Source organism: Stenotrophomonas sp. 89682_Sma, assembly GCF_056481405.1.
The window spans coordinates 1088714-1111576 of sequence record NZ_CM151147.1; the positions used below are offsets into that span (position 1 = coordinate 1088714).

The window sequence follows — 22863 nt, forward strand, 5'->3', positions numbered from 1 at the left end:
CCGGGCGTGGCCCGGCGGAGTCCGCCCGGTGGCGTTACACCCGTCGCGCGATCACCGTGGCCAACACCGCAAGGCCGAAGGTGATGGCCAGGCACAGCAGGTAGCCGGTGTGCGGGGCGCTTTCCACGAACATTGCGAACAATGCACCGGAGACCGCCAGCGCGGTGGTCACCGACAGGGCCTCGCTCAGCTGCAGTGCCGAGGTGTTGGCACCCTGCTCCTGCGGCGCCGACAACGACAGCGTCAGCACCGACAGGCTTGCGTAGATCATGCCCATGCCGAAGCCGGTCACGGCCCAGCCGAACAGCGACACCGGCAGTGGCACCACGTTGAACAGCACTGCCAGCGTTGCGGCGATGCCGACCGTCATCATCGTCGTGCCGGCGCGCAGCAGCTGCTGGCGTGACCAGCCACGATGCTGGTGGCCCTGCAGCCACGAGCCGGCGAACCAGCCCAGCGCACCGAGACTGAGTACGGCACCGGCCCAGCTGGGCGAAAGGCCACGTTCGCGCTGCAGCAGCAGCGGCAGGTAGGCCTCGCAGGCGAAGAAGGCGGCAGCCGCGATGCCACGCAGCGCGATCACGCTGGGCAGGCCACGGCGCAGGATCAGTGTTCCGGGCGGAAGCAGTCGATGTACGCAGAACAGCAGCGCCAGCATCGCCACGCCGATGCAGAGCAGGGCAGGCAGTCCCTGTTGCTGACCGCCGAAGTACAGCAGCAACGCGGCCAGCGAGGCACCACTGGCCCAGCGCACCACCTTGCCGCGTCCATCGTCGGCGGTGCTGGCGGGGCTGGACTGCATGCGTGCCAGCGCGGGGCGCAGCAGCAGGGCCGCCGGAACCGCCAGCAATGGCACCGCCAGGAACACCCAGCGCCAGCCCAGGTGCTGCACGATCAGGCCGCTCAACGCCGGGCCGACCATCGATGGCACCACCCAACCGGCCGAGAAGGCGGCGAATACCTTCGGCCGCAGGTGCTCCGGGTAGCTGCGGCCGACCATCACGTACAGCGAGACCGAGATCGCGCCCGCACCCAGGCCCTGCAGCAGGCGTCCTGCCACCAGCATGCCCATGCGCATGGCGAAGCCGGCCAGCAGCAGGCCCAGCACGAAGCAGGCCAACCCGTACCAGAGCGGCCGTGCCGGTCCATGGCGGTCGGCCCAGCGCCCGGCCAGGGTCATGCCGATCACGCTGGTGGCCAGGGTACCGCCGAAGGCCAGTGCGTACAGGCGCAGGCCGCCCAGTGCCACGGCCACGGTCGGCATGGCGGCCGCCACCGCCAAGGCCTCGAAGGCGTGCAGCGCGACCAGCGCGACCATGCCGATGGTGGTGGCGCGGTAGCGCGCGGACAGGATCGAAGTGTCGGCCGGTGAACTGGCGTTGGCGGGGGAGAGCATGGGGGTCATACGGGTCAGATGCCGGCCGCGCTTGTCAACAGGCGGCGAAGATAGCAGCATGACACCTCAACTGCAGTTGAGGTCAAGCAATGGTGTCCCAGGAACTGAGCGTTGGCGAAGTCTCCCAGCGCAGTGGCGTGGCAGTTTCGGCGCTGCACTTCTACGAGCGCAAGGGGCTGATCAGCAGCCTGCGTACTTCGGGCAACCAGCGCCGCTACAGCCGCGACGTGCTGCGTCGGCTGGCGGTGATCCGCGTAGCGCAGCGCGTGGGCATGCCGTTGGAAGCGGTCGGCCGTGCCTTCGAGAGCCTGCCCGACGGCCGCGCACCGACCAAGGCGGATTGGGCCAGGTTGTCCGCGCGCTGGCGCACCGAGCTGGAGGAGCGCATCCACATGCTGCAGCTGCTGCGCGATGAGCTGACCGGCTGTATCGGCTGCGGCTGCCTGTCGCTGCAGCGCTGCCGCCTGGCCAATCCCGAAGACATCCTGGGCGAACGCGGCGACGGCCCGATGCGCTGGGAGTGACCGGGAAAAAGGGGACGCGCTCCCGGTAGCGCCGGGCCATGCCCGGCGGACGAAAACGACTTAATCCCCTCCGTCCCCTTTTTCTTACCAGACCGTGATCGTCTCGCCGCTCTGGATGCCTTCCACCGCGCGCTGGTAGCCCAGCGCCGCGCGCTGCGCACTCACGGCTTCGAAGCCCGGGAAGTAGGGGCCGTAGGCCGCCATCGATTCGATCAGCACGTTCGGGCTGACCACATTGATGCGCAGGCCACGGGGCAGCAGCTCCAGCGCCGCCGCACGCACGAAGCCTTCCAGTGCGGTGTTCACGGCGGTGGCGTTGACGCCGTCGCGGATCGGCTGCGCGCTGATGATGCCGCTGGTCAGGGTGATCGAACCGCCTGCATTGAGGTGATGCTGCGCGGCCAGCGCCAACCGCACCTGCCCCAGCAGCTTGTCCTGCAGGCCGAGGTTGAACTGCGCCGGCGTCATCGCCTGCAGCGGGCCGAAGTGCACCGAGCCGGTGGTGGAAATGACTGCATCGACCTGGCCGGTGCGTGCGAACAGCTCGGCAACGCTGGCATCGTCGGTCAGGTCCACGCGCAGCTCACCGCTGCGGCGGCCGGCGGCCAGGATCTCGTGCTGCTGTCCCAGCTGGCGGGCAACTGCCTGGCCAAGGGTGCCGCTGGCACCGACGAGGAGAATCTTCATGGTCGTTCCTTGCGAGGAGATGGTCGCAGTCTGCGCCCTCACAAAGGGGTTAGGTAAGGGGCGTATGCTTCGCTGATTCCTAACTCTGGATTAGTAATGGATACGTTGCGCTGCATGCAGGCCTTTGTTGCCGTGGCCGAGCGCGGAAGCTTCACCGGTGCTGCCGAACACCTGCAGGTGTCGGCGGTGATGGTCGGCAAGTACATCCAGCAGCTGGAGGCGCATCTGGGCACCGCTCTGCTGCAGCGGAACACCCGCCGCCAACGCCTGACCGAAGCTGGCGAGGCCTACCTGGCCGGTTGCCGGCAGGTGCTGGAGCAGGTGCAGCAGGCCGAGGCGGATGTGGCCGGCCTGCAGGTACAGCCGCGTGGCCTGCTGCGGGTCAGCGCGCCAACCAGCTGGGGTTCCTGCGTGCTGGCTCCACAGCTGGCCACGCTGTTGCGCGCGCAGCCGCAGTTGAACATCGAGCTGGACCTGAGCAACCGCCGCGTGGACCTGATCGAGGAGGGCTTCGACGTGGCGATCCGGGTCGGGCCGCTGCCATCGCAGGAAGTGGTGGCGCGGCCGCTGCCGCCGTACGCGATGAGCCTGTGCGCGGCGCCTGCATACCTGCGCCGGCGCGGCACGCCGCGCACACCCGCCGATCTGGAAGGGCATGATTGCCTGAGTCATCTGGCCTGGCGAGGTGGCCACGGCTGGCAGTTGGCCAACGGTGAACAGGTGGACTGGGAAGCGCGCCTGACCTGCAATGATGGTTTCGCGTTGCGCGAAGCCGCGGTGGCCGGAGCAGGGTTGGTGCTGCAACCGACCGCGTTGCTGGCGGGCGAGATCGCAGCAGGGCGGTTGAAGCCGCTGCTGCGTGACTACCTGCCCGAACCGCGGCCGATGCACCTGATCTACCTGCCCGACCGCAGGCCGCGCCCGCGGTTGCAGTGTTTCGTGGATTTCGTCATGACCACTTTTGGGCAATGAGCATCCACGCATGGCGTGGATCTACTAAAGAGCGCGCGTGTTCCATCAGTAGATCCACGCCATGCGTGGATGAAAGTGGGTGCCGACCGTTGGTCGGCACTCCTGTTTCAATCATTCGCCGCAGACAATTCCTGTCCACGCACCTGCGCGGCGCGCAGCGCCGTGTCCACCAACGCCTCGAAGCCCCCAGCCTGGAAGCTCTCGATCGCGGCCTGGGTGGTTCCGTTCGGCGAGGTCACGCGGCGGCGAAGCTCGGCCGGGCTCTCACCGGCTTCATCAAGCATGCGCGAGGCACCCAGCAGGGTCTGCACCACCAGCGTGCGCGCGGCGTCGGCCGGCAGGCCCTGGGCAATGCCCGCCGCTTCCATCGCTTCGGCCAGCAGGAACACATAGGCCGGGCCACTGCCGGATACGGCAGTCACTGAATCCATCAGCGTCTCGCTGTCGATCCACACGGTGCGGCCTGCGCTGGCCAGAACCTTCTCGGCCTGTGCGTGCTGCTGCGCATCCACCGAAGGTGTGGCGAACAGGCCGGTCACACCTGCGCCGAGCAGGGCAGGGGTGTTCGGCATCGCGCGCACCATCGGCAGATTGCCGCCCAGCCAGCGCTCCAGCTGCGTGCTGGTGATACCCGCGGCAATCGACAGCACCAGCGGCCGGTTCGCCTGTGCCAGCGCCTGCAGCGACTGGCAGACCTCGCGCAGCACCTGCGGCTTCACCGCCAGCAGCCAGGTGCTGCCCTGCGCAGCGGCATCAATCGCGTTGTCATGCACCTGCACACCGAAGTCGGCGGCCAGCGCCTGGCGCAGTTCGGCCACCGGTTCGGCGACGTGGATGTGCGCGGCGGGTGTGCCTTGGCGGATCAGGCCGGCGATCAGGCTGCGCGCCATGTTGCCGCCGCCGATGAAGGTGATGGAATCAGCTGCCATGGAAGTCTCCTTGGAAAATCAGGCCGGGCGCGGGCGCGCGCCGAACAGAGCGGTGCCGATGCGCACCAGGGTGGCGCCCTCGGCGATGGCTTCGGCGTAGTCGCTGCTCATGCCCATCGACAGCGTGTCGACCTGCGCGTGCTGGGCGGCCAGCGACTGGAAAAGTGTGCGCATGCGCACGAACGCATCCCGACGGCGCTCGGCCTCGGGCCACGGCGCGGGAATCGCCATCAGGCCACGCAGGCGCAGGGTAGGCTCGGCGGCAATCGCAGCGGCCAGTGCGTCCACTTCTTCCGGAGCACAGCCGTGCTTGCTGGATTCATCGTCGATGTTGACCTGGATCAGCACATTCAGCGGGCTGCGTGCGGTCGGGCGATGGCGCGCCAGCGCCGTCACCAGCTTGGGCCGGTCCACGCTCTGCACCCAGTCGAAGTGGGTGGCCACGGCCTCGGCCTTGTTCGACTGCAGGTGGCCGATCAGGTGCCACTCCAGCGCCAGATGCTGCAGCGCCTGCATCTTGGCCAGCGCTTCCTGCACATAGTTCTCGCCGAAGGCATGCTGGCCCTGTGCGGCCAGCGCGGCCACGGCCTCGGCCGGCTGGGTCTTGGACACCGCCAGCAGGCGTGGGTCGGGCCTGCCAGCGGCCTCGGCGGCGGCATGCAGGTTGCTCAGGATCTGGGGCAGGGGAGTGGCCACGTAACGCGTTCCGTTGAATCAGGAGGCTATACTGCCGCCCGGGGAAAGATCCTTCCAGTCGAAGCCGTTATTGGGGAGTAGCCGCTCATGGATATCGCCGAACTGCTGGCGTTTTCCGTAAAGAACAAAGCGTCCGACCTGCACCTGTCCGCAGGCCTGCCGCCGATGATCCGCGTGGACGGCGACGTTCGCCGGATCAACATTCCAGCCCTGGACCACAAGCAGGTCCATGCGCTGGTGTACGACATCATGTCCGACAAGCAGCGCCGCGATTACGAGGAATTCCTCGAAGTGGACTTCTCCTTCGAGATTCCATCGCTGGCGCGCTTCCGAGTGAACGCGTTCAACCAGAACCGCGGCGCTGGTGCGGTGTTCCGTACCATTCCGTCCGAAGTGCTCACCCTCGAGGACCTGGCCTGCCCGCCGTTGTTCCGCGAGGTGATCCAGCAGCCGCAGGGCCTGATCCTGGTGACCGGCCCGACCGGCTCGGGCAAGTCGACCACGCTGGCGGCGATGATCGACTACATCAACAAGAACGAATACGGCCACATCCTCACCGTCGAGGACCCCATCGAATTCGTGCACACCTCGCAGAAGTGCCTGATCAACCAGCGCGAAGTGCACCGCGACACGCACGGCTTCAATGAAGCGCTGCGCTCGGCGCTGCGTGAAGACCCGGACATCATCCTGGTCGGCGAACTTCGTGACCTGGAAACCATCCGCCTGGCACTGACCGCCGCGGAAACCGGCCACCTGGTGTTCGGCACCCTGCACACCAGTTCGGCGGCGAAGACCATCGACCGCATCATCGACGTGTTCCCCGCCGGCGAAAAGCCGATGGTGCGCTCGATGCTGTCCGAGTCGCTGCGTGCGGTGATCTCGCAGGCGCTGCTGAAGAAGGTTGGCGGCGGTCGCACCGCAGCGTGGGAAATCATGGTCGGCACCCCGGCCATCCGAAACCTGATCCGCGAGGACAAGGTGGCGCAGATGTATTCGGCCATCCAGACCGGCCAGCAGTACGGCATGATGACCCTGGACCAGCACCTGCAGGACCTGGTCAAGCGCAGCCTGATCACACGAAACCAGGCCCGCGAGTACGCCAAGGACAAGCGCCTGTTCGAGTAAGGCGGGGCAGCGACGGGCGGCGCGCGCAATGGCGCGGCCGCTCCGTGTTGTTTCCTCCATCGACCGTTACCTGGTAAACCGCTTTCCGGGAGCCTGCCGTGAACACCACCGCGACCACCATCGATTTCACTTCGTTCCTCAAGCTGATGGCGCACCAGCGCGCCTCGGACCTGTTCATCACTGCTGGCATGCCGCCGGCGATGAAGGTCAACGGCAAGATCTCGCCGATCACGCAGACCCCGCTGACGCCCCAGCAGAGCCGCGACCTGGTTCTCAACGTGATGACCCCGGCACAGCGCGAGGAATTCGAGAAGACCCACGAATGCAACTTCGCCATCGGCCTGTCCGGTGTCGGCCGCTTCCGTGTCAGCTGCTTCTACCAGCGCAACCAGGTCGGCATGGTGCTGCGTCGCATCGAGACGCGCATTCCGACCGTGGAAGAACTGAGCCTGCCGCCGATCATCAAGACGCTGGCGATGACCAAGCGCGGCATCATCCTGTTCGTCGGTGCCACCGGTACCGGTAAATCGACTTCGCTGGCGGCGATGATCGGCTACCGCAACCAGAACTCGACCGGCCACATCATCACCATCGAAGACCCGATCGAGTTCGTGCACAAGCACGAGGGCTGCATCATCACCCAGCGTGAGGTCGGCATCGATACCGATAGCTGGGAAGCCGCGCTGAAGAACACCCTGCGCCAGGCGCCGGACGTGATCATGATCGGTGAGGTGCGAACCCGCGAAGGCATGGACCACGCCATCGCGTTCGCCGAAACCGGCCACCTGGTGCTGTGCACCCTGCATGCCAACAACGCCAACCAGGCGATGGACCGCATCGTCAACTTCTTCCCGGAAGACCGCCGCAACCAGCTGCTGATGGACCTGTCGTTGAACCTCAAGGGCGTGGTCGCGCAGCAGCTGGTGCCGTCGCCCGATGGCCGTTCGCGCAAGGTCGCCATGGAGATCCTGCTGGGCACGCCGCTGGTGCAGGACTACATCCGCGATGGCGAGATCCACAAGCTGAAGGAAGTGATGAAGGACTCGGTCCAGCTGGGCATGAAGACCTTCGACCAGAGCCTGTTCGAGCTGTACCAGGCCGGTGAGATCAGCTACGAGGACGCGCTGCGCTATGCTGACTCGCAGAACGAAGTGCGCCTGCGCATCAAGCTCAGCCAGGGCGGCGACGCACGTACCCTGTCGCAGGGGCTGGATGGCGTGGAGATCTCCGAGATCCGGTGACCCGGCCGGCAACGGTCGTGACTGGATTGATGAATTCCGGTCATGACCGACTGCCATGCAGTCGGTTCAATCCATTGCCCATGCAGGCGTATCGTCAGCGCTCCCCCTCTGGAGCACGACGATGCAGACACGTGAACTCGGCCGCAGTGGCCTGAAGGTTTCCGCCCTGGGCCTGGGCTGCATGGGCCTGACCCATGCCTATGGCCAGCCGGTCGAGCGCAGCCAGGGCATCGCCCTGCTGCACGCTGCCGTTGAACGCGGCGTGACCTTCTTCGACACCGCCGAAGTGTACGGCCCGTACACCAATGAAGACCTGCTCGGCGAGGCCCTTGCGCCTTACCGCGACAAGCTGGTGATCGCCACCAAGTTCGGCTTCAAGGATGCGCGCACCGATACCGGCCTGGACAGCCGCCCCGAGAACATCCGCGCCGTGGCCGAAGCCAGTCTCAAGCGCCTGCGCACCGACCATATCGACCTGTTCTACCAGCACCGTGTCGACCCGAACGTGCCGATCGAGGACGTGGCCGGCACCGTGCGCGACCTGATCGCCGAAGGTAAGGTCGGCCACTTCGGCCTGTCCGAGGCCAGTGCCGCCACCGTGCGTCGCGCGCACGCGGTACAACCGGTCGCGGCCGTGCAGAGCGAGTACTCGCTGTGGTGGCGTGAACCGGAGCGCGAACTGCTGCCGGCCCTGCAGGAACTGGGCATCGGCTTCGTGCCGTTCAGTCCGCTGGGCCGTGGCTTCCTGACCGGTGCGATCAATGCCGATACCACCTTCGACGCCAACGACTTCCGCAACAGCGTGCCGCGGTTCGAGGTGGAAGCACGCCGCGCCAACCAGGTGCTGGTGGATCGCATCAGCGCGATTGCCGCAGCACGCGGTGCGACCCCTGCGCAGGTGGCACTGGCCTGGCTGCTCGCACAGGCGCCGTGGATCGTGCCGATCCCGGGCACTACCAAGGTTCACCGCCTGGAAGAAAACCTGGGCGCGGCCGACCTGCAGTTGGCGCCGGAGGAACTGCAGCGCATCGCGCAGGCGCTGGATGAAGTGTCGATCGTCGGCGAGCGCTACAACGCACAGCGTGCGGCGCAAGCCAAGGGCTGACCACCGGGCCATCCTGCCGCTGGTGGGGGCGGTCTGTGGTGGGTGCGGACCGTTGGTCCGCGCTCCCTGGTCCGCCCTCCCCAGCTCAGCCCTTCATGGGCCCGCGCAGCGCATCAAGCACCGTGCGCATCGCCACAGTGACATGCCGGCGCGACGGGTAGTACGCGTAGTAGCCATCGAAGTGCGGGCACCAGTCGTCCAGCACCGACTGCAGCCGGCCATCGTCCAGCATCGGCTGTACCTGGTCTTCCGGCAGCCACGCCAGCCCGCTGCCGGCCAGCGCGGCGGCGCGGGTCATGCCCATGCTGTTGAAGATCCACTGACCGCCCACGCGTACGCTCAGTTCGTTGCCGTCCTGGCCGAAATCCCACGGCATCAGCCCGCCATGCGTGGGCAGGCGCAGGGTGACGCAGTTGTGGTTGGCCAGTTCCTCCGGATGCCGTGGCACCACATGCTGGCGGAAGTAGTTGGGGGCACCCACCACGCGCATGCGCAGCGGCGGGCTGATCGGCACGGCGACCATGTCGCGCGCCAGCCGCTCGCCGAGGCGGATGCCGATGTCGTAGCGCTCAGCCACGATGTCGGCCAGCCCGTAGTCGGCAGCCAGTTCCACCTTCAGGTCCGGATACTGCTGCAGCAGCGGCGCCAACCTCGGCCAGGCGATGTACTCGGCGGCGTGGCCGGTGGCATTGATGCGGATGGTGCCGGCGGGGCGTTCACGGTATTCGGCCAGCGCGGCCAGCCCATCCTCGATCTCGGCCAGGCGCGGGGCGAGCGTTTCCAGCAGGTGGGCGCCGGCTTCGGTGGTGGACACGCTGCGGGTGGTGCGGGTCAGCAGGCGCACGCCAAGGCGCTGCTCCAGGCCGCGCATGGCGTGGCTGAGCGCGGACTGGGAGACGCCCAGCTGGGCGGCGGCCCTGGTGAAGCTACCCTCGCGGGCAACGTGGACGAAGGCCTGCAGGTCGTTGAGGTTTTCACGGGGCATGTGGGAATGATACGGCCGGGCTGCGCCCGGCACCCGCCGAATCAACGTCAACGGCAACGTCAAAAGCTGGCTTCCTGTGGGAGGCGGGGTGGCTCAGGTTGCGGGGGACGGCGCAAGTACGTCCATGTAGCCTCGGTCGCGCCATCCATGGCGCTCACGCCCCCGCAACCTGAGCCACCCCGCCTTCGACAGTTTCCCGCGAGCTGTTGGAACGGCTCCGATCCCATTCTGTGTGGACGAGTGGGTGTGTCGATTTCTGCGTCTGTGGTTCGTCGAATGAATGACTTCAACGGGAGCTGCACATGAGCACTGACACCAAGCCGAAAGGCCCGGCCTCGTACTTCCCCTCCATCGAGAAGACCTACGGGCAGCCGGTGGCGCACTGGTTCGGGCTGCTGGCCGGGAAGAAGGGCCTGAAACACATGGAACTGGTCAGCTTCCTGAAAAGTGAGCATGGGCTGGGCCATGGCCATGCCAACGCGCTGGTGGCGCACCACCTGGCCGGCAAGGGGTGACCGGCGGCCGGCGGAGGGCAGGGCAGGGCGCATTCAGCTGAACGATTTCATCTGCAACTGTCATGCGGATCGTGTCTAATAGCGCTCCCCACCTGCTGTTCCCCCACCTGTATGTCCCTTCCCTCCCATGGCCCCGCGCCGTGCGACGACGCTGACGGCCACCTGGTCACTGCCGGTCCGTTGACCCCGCCGCCCGACAGCGCTGGTACCACCGCCGACGAAAAAGCGCTGCGCCACTCGATCGCCGAGGATGTGCAGGGCATGGTGCTGGCCACGATGGTGGCCTCGCTGGGTCTGGCCATCTTCGCCAAGAGCGGGCTGATGATCGGCGGCATGGCCGGCCTGGCCTTCCTGCTGCATTACGCGCTGGACTGGAACTTCGGCGTGGTGTTCGTGCTGGTCAACCTGCCGTTCTACTGGGTGGCGCTGCGGCGCATGGGCTGGGAATTCACACTGAAGACCTTTGCCGCGGTCACCGCCTGTGGCGTGCTGACCGATCTGTTGCCACGCTGGATCGACTTCTCGCACATCCACCCGCTGTATTCGGCGATCGTCGGTGGCGCGTTGTCGGGCCTGGGCATCCTGTTCTTCATCCGCCACCGTGCCAGCCTGGGTGGCATCGGCATCCTGGCGGTGTACCTGCAGCGCACCCGCGGCTGGAGCGCGGGCAAGGTGCAGATGTCCTACGACGCCTGCCTGATGGTGGCCGCGTTCTTCGTGCTGTCGCCGTCGAAGGTGCTGTACTCGGCCATCGGCGCGGTGGTGCTCAGCCTGGTGCTGATGTTCAACCACCGCCCCGGCCGTTACATGGGGGTGTGATCGCGTTCTCCGCGTTCGCCGGGAACGTGTAGATCACCCGCAGCATGCAGTAGAGCCACGCCATGCGTGGCTGGCACGAGCGCCGATCAACCGCCGGCGGTCTGCAACCACGGCGGCGACAGCTTCAGTAGCCGCGCATGCACCGGGCAATCCTCGGCGTGCGCCCCCGGCAGGTAGCCCAGGCTCATCAGGAACTCGCCGGTGATTTCGCCGCCGGTGAAGCGGAACGTCTTCTTGAACAGCTTCACCCAGTCGGCCTTGCTGCGCGGGTGGTGCGCATCCAGCCACGCCGCGAAGCTGCCGTGGCTGGCCCGCAGCTGCTGGATCACCTGCGCGTTGTGGATCGCCGCCAGCACCTTCAGCCGGTTGCGGATGATGCCTGCGTCCGACAGCAGGCGCTCGATGTCCTGCTCGGCGTACGCCGCCACACGGTCCACATCGAAGCCGTCATAGGCTGCGCGGAAGCCCTCGCGCTTCTTCAGGATCGTTTCCCAACTCAGGCCGGCCTGGTTGATCTCCAGCACCAGCCGCTCGAACAGCTCGCGCTCGTCACGCTGCGGGAAGCCGTATTCGTTGGCGTGGTAGTAGTCATGCACCGGATGGCCCGGGGCGATGAGGCAGTAACCGCTCATGGGGAAGACTCGTTGGATTCGGGTTCGGGATCGATGGCCACCGCAGGGCGCCCGCCGATGGACAGCATCGGCCAGCGCGGCGGTTCGAGCGTGAGTTCGCCATCACGCAGGGCCTGGTTGATGGCTTCGGCCTGGCCGCTGACGGTGCCGAACAGCGAACCGGCCCGGCGCCACTGGGCATCCCTGCTTCGCGCGTACAGCACGCAGTCCGGTCCACGGTGGGTGTACAGCTCACACAGCAGCACTTCGCCGCTACCATCGCCGTCCAGGTCGCTATGGACGATCAGGCAGTCGCGCTCGCCCTGGGCGCAGGATTCGCCATTGATCGCGCGCGTGGCCAGTGCCTGCCACCAATCGTCCGGTGGCGAGCTGGATCCCTTGGCCAGCTTCAGCGCGCGCTGCAGGGCGGCGACGTCCTGCGGCCCCTTGTCGAGGCGATGGCCGTCGTCCCAGCGTGAGGTACGTGCCAGCGCTGCAGCGATCACCTGCGGCGCGTTGGCATCGGCGGTGATGGCCGGGTCACGCTGCAACTCGCGCAGCGCCTGCACGCCACGCCGCCCGAGATCGAAGCGCAGCACGTTGACGTCACTGCTGGTGATCGCTGGCGGGTCCGCACGCAGGCGCGCCAGCTGGCTGGACAGGGTAAGCCGAATAGGATCCAGCACGGGCGAATTGCCCAGCAATGCCAGTGCCAGCACCGCCCAGCACATCCAGCGGTTGACCGGCTCCAGCATCTGCAACCAGCGCCCCTGTCGGCGCAGTACCGCCAGGGCATAGCCCACGGCATAGCCGGCCATGGCCAAAGCGACGAGTACCGCCCAGAACCGGTCCAAGGTCCAGCCGTACTGCGCCACGCGCAGGCCCAATGCATACAGCGCCAGCGCGGCGTAAACCGGCAGCGTCAGCAGGCTGGCCTCGACCAGCCTGCGCAGCACGAGAGGGTAGGGTGCACCGTCGTCCCCCTGCTGATAGACCGCATTGGTGAACGTCACCAGCAGCAGCGACACCACCGCCAGCAGGCTGGCGGCGGAACGGGTCTTCCACAGCGGTTCCAGCCCGGTAAGCGGCAGGCTCAGCACGAACAATACGGCGATGAACGAGAGCAGTGGCAACAGTCCACGGCAGATCGCGAACAGCACCTGGCGGGTGATCTGGATCGCGCGGTGCTGGGTGCGCCCGATCAGTACGCCGAACCCGGCCAGGCTGCCGGTGGCCAGTGCGATGAACGCGTCCTGCCGGAACAGATCGCGGAAGACGGTCACGTCGAGCAGCTGGAACAGCGCCGACCACAGCCACAACAGCAGCCAGGTCAGCCCGGTGAACAGTGCCGCCAGGGCCAGGGTCAAACCATTCTGCCAGGCGCGCTCGAACAGCTCGGGGTAGCTGGCACGCCAGTGCCCGTGCTGCAGCTGGAACTGCCACCAGGGCAGGACCACGAACACAGCAACGGCAATGCCCAGGGTCAATGGAAGCTGCAACGCGCCCGATTCCAGTGCGGTCTCGCCAGTGAGGTTCCAGCCGACCCAGCCGGCCAGCGCCAGCACCACCGTCGAGCCGAGCACGGCCTGCAGCCACAGGCGGCGCTGGCCCAGCTCCACCAGGCTCAGCGCCACCGCGCTGGGAATGGCCAGCACCCAGGCGTACCAGCAGTAGCGCCAGCCGATATCGCGGAACGGCCACGCATCGGACAGTTCCTGCGCGGCAAACAGCATCAGACCCTGCAGCAGGGCAATCAGGACGATGGCGCTGCGTGCCGGCAGGGTCAGGGGCGTTGAAGACTGCATCGATGACCTTCCATGGCAAAGCACCATCCTAGCCCATCGCTGTTCGACGCCATCGCGCGACCATCCCGCCCCCAGCAGGTAGAATAGGACCATGCCTGTAACGCCGACCTCCCTTGCCGATCACCTGCTCGTCGCGCTGCCGTCGCTGCTCGACGCGACCTTCGCCCGCAGCGTCGCGCTGATCTGCCAGCACGACGAGAACGGAGCGATGGGCGTGCTGGTCAACCAGCCTTCCGAGTACACGCTGGGTGAAGTGCTTGCACAGATGGACATCACCACCGGTGATGGCGACCTGCAGGCGCGCATGGTGCTCAACGGCGGTCCGGTGCATCCCGAGCGCGGCTTCGTCATCCATGACGACGCGCGGGCGTGGGATTCCAGCCTGACCGTGGGCGACGGCCTGTACCTGACCACCTCGCGCGACATCCTCGAAGCGATGGCGCGCGGCGAAGGTCCGGCCAATGCCGTGGTCACCCTCGGCTGTGCCGGTTGGGGCGCAGGGCAGCTGGAAAGCGAGCTGTCCGAGAACAGCTGGCTGACCGTGCCGGCCGATGCCGAGCTGGTGTTCCAGCTGCCGCTGGAGCAGCGCTGGCAGGGCGCGGCCTCACGCATCGGCGTGGACCTGTTCCGGCTGACCGACTACAGCGGCCATGTCTGAGCCCATCACGCCCGCGTCGGATGCTGCTGCCCCGGCGATCCGCCGTGACGGCACCGTTCTGGGCTTCGATGTCGGCTCGCGACGGATCGGCGTGGCCATCGGCAGTGCGTTCGCGGCGCATGCGCGCGCGGTGGCCGTGGTCGATGTGCACGGCAACGGCCCGGACTGGACCGCGATCGAACGCCTGCTCAAGGAATGGAAGCCCGACGGCCTGGTGGTCGGCGACCCGCTGACCCTGGACGGCCAGGACCAGCCCAACCGCAAGCGCGCGCAGGGCTTCGCCCGCCAGCTGCGGGAACGCTTCAAGCTGCCGGTGGTGATGATCGACGAACGTTCCAGCTCGGTCGAGGCCGCCCGCCGCTTCGCCGTCGAGCGCGCCGAAGGGCGCAAGCGTCGTCGCGACGCGGCCGCCCTCGATGCCGTGGCCGCGGCGGTGATCATCGACCGCTGGCTGTCGTCGCCGGACGACGCCACCCCCATTCCCTGACTGCCCGACACCGCCATGACTGCCCAGCAAATCGATGCCTCCGGACGCCTGCGCCACCTGCTGACCCTGGAGGGCCTGCCGCGCGAAACCCTGTTGCAGCTGCTCGACCGGGCAGGGCAGATCCGCGATGCCGCGGTCGGCCGCGTCGGCAACAAGCGCCATGTGCTGGCCGGTTCGGCGGTGTGCACGCTGTTCTTCGAACCGTCCACGCGCACCCGCAGTTCGTTCCAGCTGGCCGCGCAGCGGCTGGGGGCGGACGTGCTGAATTTCGACGCCTCGACCTCCTCCACCCGCAAGGGCGAGACCGCCTGCGACACGCTGCGCAATCTGGAAGCGATGGGCGTGCGCGGCTTTGTAGTGCGCCACCCCGATGACGGTGCCGTGGCCGCGCTGGCCGATGCGGCAGGCGAGGGCACCGCGCTGATCAATGCGGGTGACGGCCGCAGTTCGCACCCGACCCAGGGCCTGCTGGACATGCTGACCCTGCGCCAGGCCAAGGGCCCGGATTTCTCGAAGCTGAAAGTCGTGATCGTCGGCGACGTGAAGCACTCGCGCGTGGCCCGCACCGACCTGCACGCGCTGCGCACGCTGGGGGTGGGCGAGATCCGGGTCTGCGGCCCGCAGTCGCTGCTGCCGGATGACGAGACGCTGAAGGGCTGCGTGGTCGGCGATGATTTCGACGCGATGCTGGAAGGCGTCGACGCGCTGATGATGCTGCGACTGCAGCGCGAACGCATGGAAGAAGGCCTGGTGCCGTCACTTGAGCAGTACCACGCCCAGTACGGACTGACCAACGAACGCCTGGCCCGTGCCGGCAAGGATGCCGCGGTGCTGCACCCGGGCCCGATCAACCGCGGCGTGGAAGTGACCGACGAGGTGGCCGACGGCCCGCAGTCGTGGGTACTGCGCCAGGTCGCCAACGGCGTCGCCGTGCGCATGGCCGTGCTGGAAACCCTGCTGGGCTGATCTGCCCTGGTGGGTGCCGACCGTTGGTCGGCACGGTTGATCTGTCCTTATCCGATCCGGTGTGTGCCGACCGTTGGTCGGCATGGTTGATCTGACCTTATCCGATCCGGTGGGTGCCGACCGTTGGTCGGCACTGAACCGTCAGTGCGGTGAAGTGCGGGCCTAGCCATTGAATGGTTCCGGGCCTACCTGTACTGACGTGATTGCCCGATAGAACCGGAGTAGCGGCAGGCGCACGCTTGGGCCCATGAGCCGCGCACGCCTACGCCTTGGCCGCCATTCCCGGATCGGACAATCCTACATCCTGACCACCGTCATCCAGGAGCGTCGACGCTACTTCGATGATGCCACTGCGGCACAGGAGGTGATGGATGTGTTCCGTCGCATTGATGCTGAGGGCCTGACTCACTCACTTGCCTATGTGGTCATGCCGGACCACATCCATTGGCTTGTGGAGATCCGTGCGTTCTCGCTGGACTACATCATGCAACGCTTCAAATCGAGCAGTGCATTGCGGATCAACCGCATGCTGGGTAGGACAGGACCATTCTGGCAATCGAGCTATCACGATCACGCCATTCGTTCTGAAGAATCACTGTTTCGCCATGCGATGTACATCGTCGCCAACCCGGTCAGGGCGAACTTGGCGAGCTGCGTGGGAGAGTATCCGTATGCCTGGTGCCGATGGGAGATCGATGAGAGGTACCAGGCAATGGATTACCCCGAAGCGGAGAGGTAGTGCCGACCAACGGTCGGCACCCACCCATACCCAAGCCGACCAACGGCCTGCACCCACCAATACCCAAGCCGACCAACGGTAGGCATCCACCAACAGGTGTTTCCCAGCAGAAGCTGCGGTTCACCGCTTCTGCGCGAACAGCCAATCCCACATTGCCGGGTCGGCGTAGGTGGCGTCCCAGGCGTTGTGGTTGCCGTCGGGGTACTCGGTATAGCGCACGTCGCGCGCATTGGTGGCCAGGAAGGCGCTGTGCAGCCGGCGGTCGTCGTCCGGCGGCACCACGTCATCCAGTGCGCCGTGGAAGATCCAGATCGGCGTGTGCTGCAAGCGCTGCGCGATGACCGCATACGGATCGGTTTCCTGGGCGACCTGCTCGACGAACAGGGTCGGGCGTACCGCACGCGGGGCGAGCACCGCGCCGCACACGGGGACGATCGCGGCAAAGCGGCGTGGGTCGTCCAATGCGATGTTCCAGCTGCCATAGCCGCCCATCGACATGCCGGTCAGGTATTGCCGTGCCGGATCGGCGCCGAATTCGGCGATCGTCGCGTCCAGCGCGGCCACTGCGGCACGGTTGTTGCGGCCGCTCCATTCCTCGTGGCCCGGTACCTGCGGGAACACCACCAGGGCGGGGAAGTCGGGATGCTCGCGTAGGTAAGGCCCCAGCCCGGCGTGGGTTTGCTTGACACCATCGGCGCCGCGCTCGCCGGAGCCGTGCAGGAACAGGATGACCGGAAGGTGGGGAGGTGCGGCGGTCTGCACGCCGGCCGGAATGAATACCTGGTAGTAAGCCGTTTGCCCGTCCACCTTCACCGCACGTGCTTCGAAGCGGCCACGCGCGCTGTCCGGCAGCGAAGTGCAACCGCTCATCATCAGAAGGGCCAGCAGTGGCAGCCAGCGCGACAGCAAACGGACCATGAGATTTTCCGAAGCGGCGAGATCGCCTGCATCGTAGTCCGCCGACGTCGGCCCGGCATCGTGCGCCGCGTCACTGCGGGCGCGGGAAGCTGGCGATGATCTCCAACTGCTCCCGTGCTTCGGCATTGCCTTCGGCGGCGGCGGCCTGCACCTGCGCAATGTCCGGGTGCAGCACCACCAGCAGCGGGTTCTCGCAGACCGGGCAGTCGTACTCGGTGGCGTCCTCGTCCAGTTCCATTTCCATGGCGCGCGAGCTGCCCTTCCATTCACAGGCCGGGCAGGTGTGCTGCTGGTCGCGCCAGCCGGGCTGGAAGTAGTTTTCGATTGTTGTTGCCATGGGATGTTCCAGTGGGAATGGGTCGGAGCCCCGCGTGGCGGGGATCGGACCCTTGGGACGGTCAGTGCAGCAGCACCAGGGTGGCCAGGCCGAGGAAGGTGAAGAAGCCCATCGAGTCGGTCACGGCGGTCAGGAAGATGCCGCTGGCCAGCGCCGGGTCGAAGCCGAAGCGCTTCAGGGTCAGTGGCACCAGCACGCCGGCCAATGCAGCGAACAGCAGGTTGCAGGTCAGCGCGATGGCGATCACCGCCGACAGGCCGGGCGAATGGAACCAGGCCAGCACGATCAGGCCCAGCACCGAACCCAGCATCACGCCGTTCAGCAGCGCGACCCGGACTTCCTTCCACAGCAGGGTGCGGGCGTTGGAGGCGCCCACCTGGCCCAGCGCCAGGCCGCGCACCATCAGTGCCAGCACCTGGGTGCCGGCGTTGCCGCCGAGGCCCGCAACGATCGGCATCAGCACCGCCAGCGCCACCAGTTTGTCGATGGTGCCCTCGAAATGACCAACCACGCTGGAGGCCAGGAAGGCCGTGCACAGGTTCACCGACAGCCACATCAGGCGGCGGCGCATCGCGCGCCAGACCGGGCTGAACAGATCCTCGTCCTCGTCCAGGCCGGCGGCGCCCAGCGCCTGGTGCTCGGCCTGGCCGCGGATGATGTCGACCACGTCATCGATGGTGATGCGGCCGATCAGGATGTTGTTGTCGTCCACCACCGGCGCGGAGATCCAGTCATGGTCGGAGAACTGGCGGGCGACTTCCTGGTCGCTCTCGCCGACGTCGATGGCTGGCTGCTCGTCGTCGATCAGGCGGTTGATCGGTGTGGTGTCCTCGTGGGTGACCAGTGCCGCCAGCGACACGCGGCCGAGGTACTGGTGGCGGCGGCTGACCACGAACAGATGGTCGGTGTGGTCGGGCAGTTCACCGCGCAGGCGCAGGTAACGCAGCACGACGTCGACATTGACGTCGGCGCGCACGGTCACCACGTCCGGGTTCATCAGGCGGCCGGCACTGTCCTCGGGATAGGACAGCACCTGTTCCAGGCGCTCGCGGTTCTCGCGATCCATCGACTTGAGGACTTCGTCGATGACCGTATCCGGCAGGTCTTCGACGAGGTCGGCCAGATCGTCGATGTCCAAGTCTTCGACCGCGGCGATGATCTCGTCCGGGTCCATGTCCGCGAGCAGGCTTTCGCGCACGTCGTCGCCGACGTGGACCAGCACCTCGCCGTCATCTTCCGGATCAACCAGGCCCCACACCACCTCGCGCTTGCCCGGCGGCAGCGATTCGAGCAGGTTGCCGATCTCGGCCGGGGCCAGGGTGTTGACCAGGCGACGCACCGGGCCCAGCCGGCCGCTGTCCAGTGCATCGGACAGCATCCGCAGTTGGCGCGCAGTCTTGTCGTGGCGTACAGCTTCAGCCATCGCAGCTCCCGCGGGGATAAGAAAAGCCGCGATCCCGGCAAGGATGCGGCAACAGGGGTGTTCAGCGTGTCATTATCGCAAGGGGATGTTTCAACGCATAGCCGCCGGGCATGGCCGCCGAGGGTAGTGCCGGCCGCTGGCCGGCAACCTCATGGATCTCGATGGGGGCGATTGCCGGCCAGCGGCCGGCACTACCTTTGGCGGTCAGGGCGTATCCGCTACCAGCGCCATCCAGCGCTCGATGGCGCGGCGGTCGCGCGCGGCCAGCAGCTTGGGGGCGCGCGCGCGCAACGTGGCCAGGTCGGCCTCGCGGATCGCGCGGCGTACTTCCAGCAGCGTGCCCGGGTGCAGGCTGAATTCGGTCAGGCCCAGTGCCAGCAGCAGTGGGGTCATCCGCGCATCGCCGGCCATCTCGCCACAGACCGCCACCGGGATGCGGTGGCGCGCGCCGGTCTCGATCACCATCTGCAGCAGCCGCAGTACCGCCGGGTGCAACGGTGAATACAGCTCACCCAGTGCTTCATTGTTGCGGTCGGCCGCCAGCAGGTACTGCACCAGGTCATTGGTGCCGATCGACAGGAAATCGACCAGGTCGATGAAGCTTTCCAATGCCAGCGCAGCCGCAGGAACTTCGATCATCGCGCCCAGTGGCACGTGGTCGGACACCATGTGGCCTTCGCCGCGCAGCTGCTCGGTCAGCTTGAGCATGCGCCGGCGCACTGCCAGCAGTTCCTCACGGGTGCTGACCATGGGCACCAGCACCCGCAGCTTGCCGTAGGCCGAGGCGCGCAGGATCGCGCGCAGCTGGGTGTCGGCCACCTTCGGCCGTGCCAGCGACAGGCGTACGCCGCGCAGGCCGAGCGCTGGGTTTTCTTCGTTGCTCAGGGTCAGGCCGGTGCGATCAGCCTTGTCCGCACCCAGGTCGAGGGTGCGGATGGTCACCGGTCGTCCGCTCATGCCCAGGGCGGCATCGCGGTAGGTCTGGAACTGTTCTTCTTCGTCCGGCAGCTCGTTGCGCTGCAGGAACAGGAATTCGGTGCGGTACAGGCCGAGGCCGTGGGCGCCCAGCGCATGTGCCTGGGTTACGTCCTCCAGCGATTCGGCATTGGCCAGCAGGGCGATGTCGACCTGGTCGCGGGTGCGGCTGGGCTTGCTGCGCAGGCGGCCAAGCTCGCGCTGTTCGCGTGCATGTTCCTTCAGTCGCGCGCGGTAGTCGCGCAGATTGTCGGCCTGCGGATTGGCGGTGATGCTGCCGTCGGCGCCATCGATGATCAGCACGTCGCCATCGGCGATGCGGCTGAGCAGCTGTGGCACGTTGACGATCAAGGGCAGGTGCAGGCTGCGCGCAAGGATCGCGCTGTGCGAGAGCGCGCTGCCGGCAGCGGTGACGATGCCGACCACACCCTGTGCCTGCAGCTGTGCCAGTTCGGAGGGCGCGATGTTGTCGCAGACCAAGATCTCGCCGGCCAGGCCTTTCACCGCCGGCGGGCGTTCGGGCTGCAGGAAGGCATGGATGCGGCCGATCACATGGTCGAGGTCGTCCATGCGGCTCTTCAGGTAGGCATCGTCCATCCCGTCGAAGACCTTGGCCAGGCGGTCGCGCTGCAGGCGCAATGCATAGCCGGCGCTGTACGGTCCGCTGCGGATCAGTTCGTCCAGGCCATACAGCAGCTCGGGATCGTCCAGCAGCAGCGCATGCAGGTCGAGGAACTCACCCACTTCCTGGTTCAGCGCTCCATGCAGGCGCTGGCGCAGTTCGTGCATCTCCGTGCGTGCGGCATCCACCGCGCGATGCAGGCAGGCCAGCTCGGCCTCGACCTGGTTGGCCGCAACGCGCTGCTCGGCCACTTCCAATGCATGCGGGAGTCGCACGCGGGCGCGGCCCATTGCCGTGCCGCGGGCGGCACCGTGGCCGGCCAGCAGCAGTACCGGCCTTTGGCCGGAAGGGGGCTGGCCGGCGCGTGCGCGTGGCACGCTCAGCTGTCCTCGTCGAAACGGCGTTCGAACAGGTCGACCACCGCCTCCATCGCGGCGGCTTCGTCCTCGCCGCTGATGCGCACGGTGACCGGGGTGCCCTGGCCGGCGGCCAGCAGCATCACGCCCATGATGCTCTTGGCGTTGATCTCACGGCCCTTGGCGGCCATGGTCACGTTGCAGCGGAACGGCGCCAGGGTCTGCACCAGCTTGGCGGTGGCCCGGGCGTGCAGGCCCAGGCGGTTGCTCACGGTGAGTTCTCGTTCAAGCATCGTCGACTATCGCTCCATTACGGGTACCCGCCGCGGCTGTGGCGGGCAGTTGATCCAGTCCCTGTTCCGGATAATTCATCACCCGCAGCAACATCGGCAGGCTCAGCGCCGACACCCGGCGAACCGGGGTCCCCAGCCGGGCCAGCTGCCCGGCAAGGTTGGCGGGGCTGGCGCCGTACAGGTCGGTCAGGATCAGCACGCCGTCACCCCCATCGACCCGCCGCAGGGCGGCCGAGGCAAGCGGGAGAAGAGCGTCCAGGTCTGCGTCGAACGGTACTTCGAAAGCTTCGGTTTTCAGCGGCAATTGCCGCAGGAGCCGGGTCGCCACGTCAAGCAGGGCGGTCCCGACCCCAGGATGTGTTACGAGGAGAATGCCACAGGTCATTACTGCACGTTAACAGGTCAGGGTGAATTGGCGATAGCAGCAGGAGAGGGGCACTGTGTCCCGTATTCAGCGATGCTCGGGTCGGAGCCCTTTTCCGTTGAAAAGGGCGCCGGCCCTTTCCGTTTTTTCGATGCCTGACAGAGATTCATCCACGCATGGCGTGGATCGTGTCGACCAAGGTCGACACCCACCAACAGCACACGGAATCTGTCAGAGGCGGGGTGGGTCCGGTTGCGGGGGTGTCCGCGGCATGGATGCCGCGGCCAAGCCCCCACGGATGGGTTTACGGCGTCCCCCGCAACTGGATCCGCCCCGCCATCCCACGGAGTGCCGCTGTTGCTGTTGCTGTTGCCGGCCAGCGGCCGGCACTACCGGCGGGTGCCGGGCGCAGCCCGGCCGACCACCCTCAATCCTGTTCGCGGTGGTACGTCGCCACGTCTTCCCAGCCCATCTCGCGGGCATGCCGGGCCATGCGCTCGGCCAGGAACACCGACCGGTGCTTGCCGCCGGTGCAGCCGAACGCCACGGTCACGTAGCTGCGGGTGCCATCCCCCAGCTTCGGCAGCCAGGTATCGAGGAAGTCCATCAGCTGGGCCAGGTAGCGCTGCACATCCGGCTGCGCTTCCAGGTAGTCGCGCACGCCGGGTTCGCGACCGCTCAGCGCCCGCAGGTCCGGGTCCCAGTGCGGATTGGGCAGCACGCGGGCGTCGAACACGAAGTCCGCCTCGGCGGGCACACCGCGCTTGTAGGCGAACGATTCGAACAGCAGCGACAGGCCGGTGGCGTGGTCCATCGCGAACTCGGTGATGATCCGGCGCCGCAGCTGGTGCACGTTGAGGCTGCTGGTGTCGATCACCGCATCGGCCTCGCGGCGCAGTGGTGCGGTCAACTCGCGTTCGCGGGCGATGGCTTCGGGCAGGGACAGCCCCAGCTGGCTCAACGGATGGCGGCGGCGGGTATCGGCGTAGCGCTTGAGCAGCGTCTCGTCTTTGGCTTCGAAGAACAGCACCTTCACGTCCACGCCGGCGTCGGCGGCCAGCTGCCGCCAGTCGCCCAGCTGGCTCAGGTCGGCCTGCCCACGCACGTCGATGCCTACGGCCAGCCGGCGCGGTGCACTGCCGCCGCGGTTGGCCAGCAGGCTGCGTACGAAGTCCGGCAGCAGGTTGATCGGCAGGTTGTCCGAGCAGTAGTAGTCCTGGTCCTCGAAGGTCTTCAGGGCGACGGATTTACCCGAGCCGGACAGGCCGCTGACGATGATCAGGGTCGGGGCGGAGGGGGTGACGGTGCTCATGGA

Annotated in this window: 25 protein-coding genes; 11 read left to right on the forward strand and 14 right to left on the reverse strand. The window is 67.0% G+C overall.

Going from position 1 to position 22863, the window contains the following annotated elements; all coding sequences use genetic code 11:
* Positions 1-34 precede the first annotated feature (34 nt).
* On the reverse strand, positions 35-1456 hold the full coding sequence (locus ACZK29_RS04975; RefSeq protein ID WP_478446744.1) for an MFS transporter: 1422 nt from the start codon (positions 1454-1456) through the stop codon (positions 35-37).
* Positions 1457-1485: 29 nt separating this feature from the next.
* Here ACZK29_RS04975 and soxR point away from each other — a divergent pair, with 29 nt between their 5' ends.
* Positions 1486-1920: a redox-sensitive transcriptional activator SoxR gene (soxR, locus tag ACZK29_RS04980; RefSeq protein WP_111202578.1), complete on the forward strand. Its 435-nt coding sequence runs from the start codon at positions 1486-1488 to the stop codon at positions 1918-1920.
* Between the two features lie 84 nt (positions 1921-2004).
* Here the strand turns inward: soxR and ACZK29_RS04985 are convergent, their stop codons facing one another.
* Positions 2005-2607, reverse strand: a complete 603-nt coding sequence (locus ACZK29_RS04985; protein WP_111202579.1) for a short chain dehydrogenase — start codon at positions 2605-2607, stop codon at positions 2005-2007.
* A 96-nt stretch (positions 2608-2703) separates the two neighbouring features.
* On the opposite strand from ACZK29_RS04985, the gene ACZK29_RS04990 reads away from it, so the two are divergent.
* Complete coding sequence (locus ACZK29_RS04990) at positions 2704-3579, forward strand: LysR family transcriptional regulator (RefSeq protein WP_478446745.1); 876 nt, start codon at positions 2704-2706, stop codon at positions 3577-3579.
* 107 nt (positions 3580-3686) lie between these two features.
* Here the strand turns inward: ACZK29_RS04990 and proC are convergent, their stop codons facing one another.
* Together proC and ACZK29_RS05000 are read right to left on the reverse strand one after the other, a co-directional pair.
* Positions 3687-4508 (reverse strand): pyrroline-5-carboxylate reductase, encoded by an 822-nt coding sequence (gene proC / locus ACZK29_RS04995; RefSeq protein WP_111202581.1) that lies wholly within the window; start codon positions 4506-4508, stop codon positions 3687-3689.
* Between the two features lie 18 nt (positions 4509-4526).
* A complete protein-coding gene (locus ACZK29_RS05000) occupies positions 4527-5204 on the reverse strand; it encodes a YggS family pyridoxal phosphate-dependent enzyme (protein ID WP_111202582.1) in 678 nt (225 codons plus the stop codon).
* Between the two features lie 87 nt (positions 5205-5291).
* Here ACZK29_RS05000 and ACZK29_RS05005 point away from each other — a divergent pair, with 87 nt between their 5' ends.
* From ACZK29_RS05005 to ACZK29_RS05015, 3 genes are all read left to right on the forward strand, one after another.
* Positions 5292-6329 (forward strand): type IV pilus twitching motility protein PilT, encoded by a 1038-nt coding sequence (locus ACZK29_RS05005; RefSeq protein WP_004147099.1) that lies wholly within the window; start codon positions 5292-5294, stop codon positions 6327-6329.
* A 146-nt stretch (positions 6330-6475) separates the two neighbouring features.
* Positions 6476-7570: a PilT/PilU family type 4a pilus ATPase gene (locus ACZK29_RS05010; RefSeq protein WP_043033789.1), complete on the forward strand. Its 1095-nt coding sequence runs from the start codon at positions 6476-6478 to the stop codon at positions 7568-7570.
* 121 nt (positions 7571-7691) lie between these two features.
* A complete protein-coding gene (locus tag ACZK29_RS05015; protein ID WP_111193427.1) occupies positions 7692-8675 on the forward strand; it encodes an aldo/keto reductase in 984 nt (327 codons plus the stop codon).
* 85 nt (positions 8676-8760) lie between these two features.
* On the opposite strand, the gene ACZK29_RS05020 is transcribed toward ACZK29_RS05015, so the two are convergent.
* Entirely contained in the window at positions 8761-9660 is a 900-nt protein-coding gene (locus ACZK29_RS05020) for a LysR family transcriptional regulator (protein WP_111202584.1), read from the reverse strand.
* 302 nt (positions 9661-9962) lie between these two features.
* Between ACZK29_RS05020 and ACZK29_RS05025 the strand changes: the two genes are divergently transcribed.
* Positions 9963-10175 carry a DUF4287 domain-containing protein gene (locus ACZK29_RS05025; RefSeq protein WP_014646220.1) on the forward strand — a complete coding sequence of 71 codons (213 nt, stop codon included), beginning with the start codon at positions 9963-9965 and terminating at the stop codon, positions 10173-10175.
* Positions 10176-10286: 111 nt separating this feature from the next.
* Entirely contained in the window at positions 10287-10994 is a 708-nt protein-coding gene (locus tag ACZK29_RS05030; protein WP_111193830.1) for a YitT family protein, read from the forward strand.
* A gap of 86 nt (positions 10995-11080) precedes the next feature.
* Here the strand turns inward: ACZK29_RS05030 and ACZK29_RS05035 are convergent, their stop codons facing one another.
* Both ACZK29_RS05035 and ACZK29_RS05040 read right to left on the reverse strand, forming a co-directional pair.
* Entirely contained in the window at positions 11081-11626 is a 546-nt protein-coding gene (locus ACZK29_RS05035) for a DNA-3-methyladenine glycosylase I (RefSeq protein WP_459047957.1), read from the reverse strand.
* Complete coding sequence (locus ACZK29_RS05040) at positions 11623-13410, reverse strand: DUF4153 domain-containing protein (RefSeq protein WP_478446746.1); 1788 nt, start codon at positions 13408-13410, stop codon at positions 11623-11625. Before ACZK29_RS05040 ends, ACZK29_RS05035 begins: the two co-directional genes overlap by 4 nt.
* 91 nt (positions 13411-13501) lie before the next feature.
* Between ACZK29_RS05040 and ACZK29_RS05045 the strand changes: the two genes are divergently transcribed.
* The 4 genes from ACZK29_RS05045 (at position 13502) to ACZK29_RS05060 (ending at position 16260) form a co-directional block, all read left to right on the forward strand.
* Positions 13502-14068 carry a YqgE/AlgH family protein gene (locus ACZK29_RS05045; RefSeq protein WP_005408377.1) on the forward strand — a complete coding sequence of 189 codons (567 nt, stop codon included), beginning with the start codon at positions 13502-13504 and terminating at the stop codon, positions 14066-14068.
* On the forward strand, positions 14061-14555 hold the full coding sequence (gene ruvX, locus ACZK29_RS05050) for a Holliday junction resolvase RuvX (RefSeq protein WP_111193827.1): 495 nt from the start codon (positions 14061-14063) through the stop codon (positions 14553-14555). Before ACZK29_RS05045 ends, ruvX begins: the two co-directional genes overlap by 8 nt.
* 15 nt (positions 14556-14570) lie before the next feature.
* Entirely contained in the window at positions 14571-15521 is a 951-nt protein-coding gene (locus tag ACZK29_RS05055) for an aspartate carbamoyltransferase catalytic subunit (protein ID WP_043398325.1), read from the forward strand.
* 247 nt (positions 15522-15768) lie between these two features.
* On the forward strand, positions 15769-16260 hold the full coding sequence (locus tag ACZK29_RS05060; protein ID WP_005408380.1) for an REP-associated tyrosine transposase: 492 nt from the start codon (positions 15769-15771) through the stop codon (positions 16258-16260).
* A gap of 120 nt (positions 16261-16380) precedes the next feature.
* Here ACZK29_RS05060 and ACZK29_RS05065 read toward each other — a convergent pair whose 3' ends face one another.
* The 7 genes from ACZK29_RS05065 to rapZ all read right to left on the reverse strand — a co-directional run bounded on the left by ACZK29_RS05065 (position 16381) and on the right by rapZ (position 22860).
* Positions 16381-17178, reverse strand: coding sequence for a carboxylesterase family protein (locus tag ACZK29_RS05065; RefSeq protein WP_111204799.1), 798 nt, complete (start codon positions 17176-17178; stop codon positions 16381-16383).
* A 70-nt stretch (positions 17179-17248) separates the two neighbouring features.
* Complete coding sequence (locus tag ACZK29_RS05070; RefSeq protein ID WP_111204800.1) at positions 17249-17515, reverse strand: hypothetical protein; 267 nt, start codon at positions 17513-17515, stop codon at positions 17249-17251.
* 61 nt (positions 17516-17576) lie between these two features.
* A complete protein-coding gene (gene mgtE, locus ACZK29_RS05075) occupies positions 17577-18938 on the reverse strand; it encodes a magnesium transporter (protein WP_005408383.1) in 1362 nt (453 codons plus the stop codon).
* A 204-nt stretch (positions 18939-19142) separates the two neighbouring features.
* Positions 19143-20912 (reverse strand): phosphoenolpyruvate--protein phosphotransferase, encoded by a 1770-nt coding sequence (gene ptsP, locus ACZK29_RS05080; RefSeq protein ID WP_111204801.1) that lies wholly within the window; start codon positions 20910-20912, stop codon positions 19143-19145.
* Positions 20913-20914: 2 nt separating this feature from the next.
* Positions 20915-21184: an HPr family phosphocarrier protein gene (locus ACZK29_RS05085; RefSeq protein WP_111204803.1), complete on the reverse strand. Its 270-nt coding sequence runs from the start codon at positions 21182-21184 to the stop codon at positions 20915-20917.
* The gene (locus tag ACZK29_RS05090) at positions 21177-21569 is read right to left on the reverse strand and encodes a PTS sugar transporter subunit IIA (protein WP_005408386.1); all 393 of its coding nucleotides are present in this window, start codon (positions 21567-21569) and stop codon (positions 21177-21179) included. Before ACZK29_RS05090 ends, ACZK29_RS05085 begins: the two co-directional genes overlap by 8 nt.
* 406 nt (positions 21570-21975) lie before the next feature.
* Positions 21976-22860: an RNase adapter RapZ gene (rapZ, locus tag ACZK29_RS05095; protein ID WP_478446748.1), complete on the reverse strand. Its 885-nt coding sequence runs from the start codon at positions 22858-22860 to the stop codon at positions 21976-21978.
* Between the last annotated feature and the right edge of the window lie 3 nt (positions 22861-22863).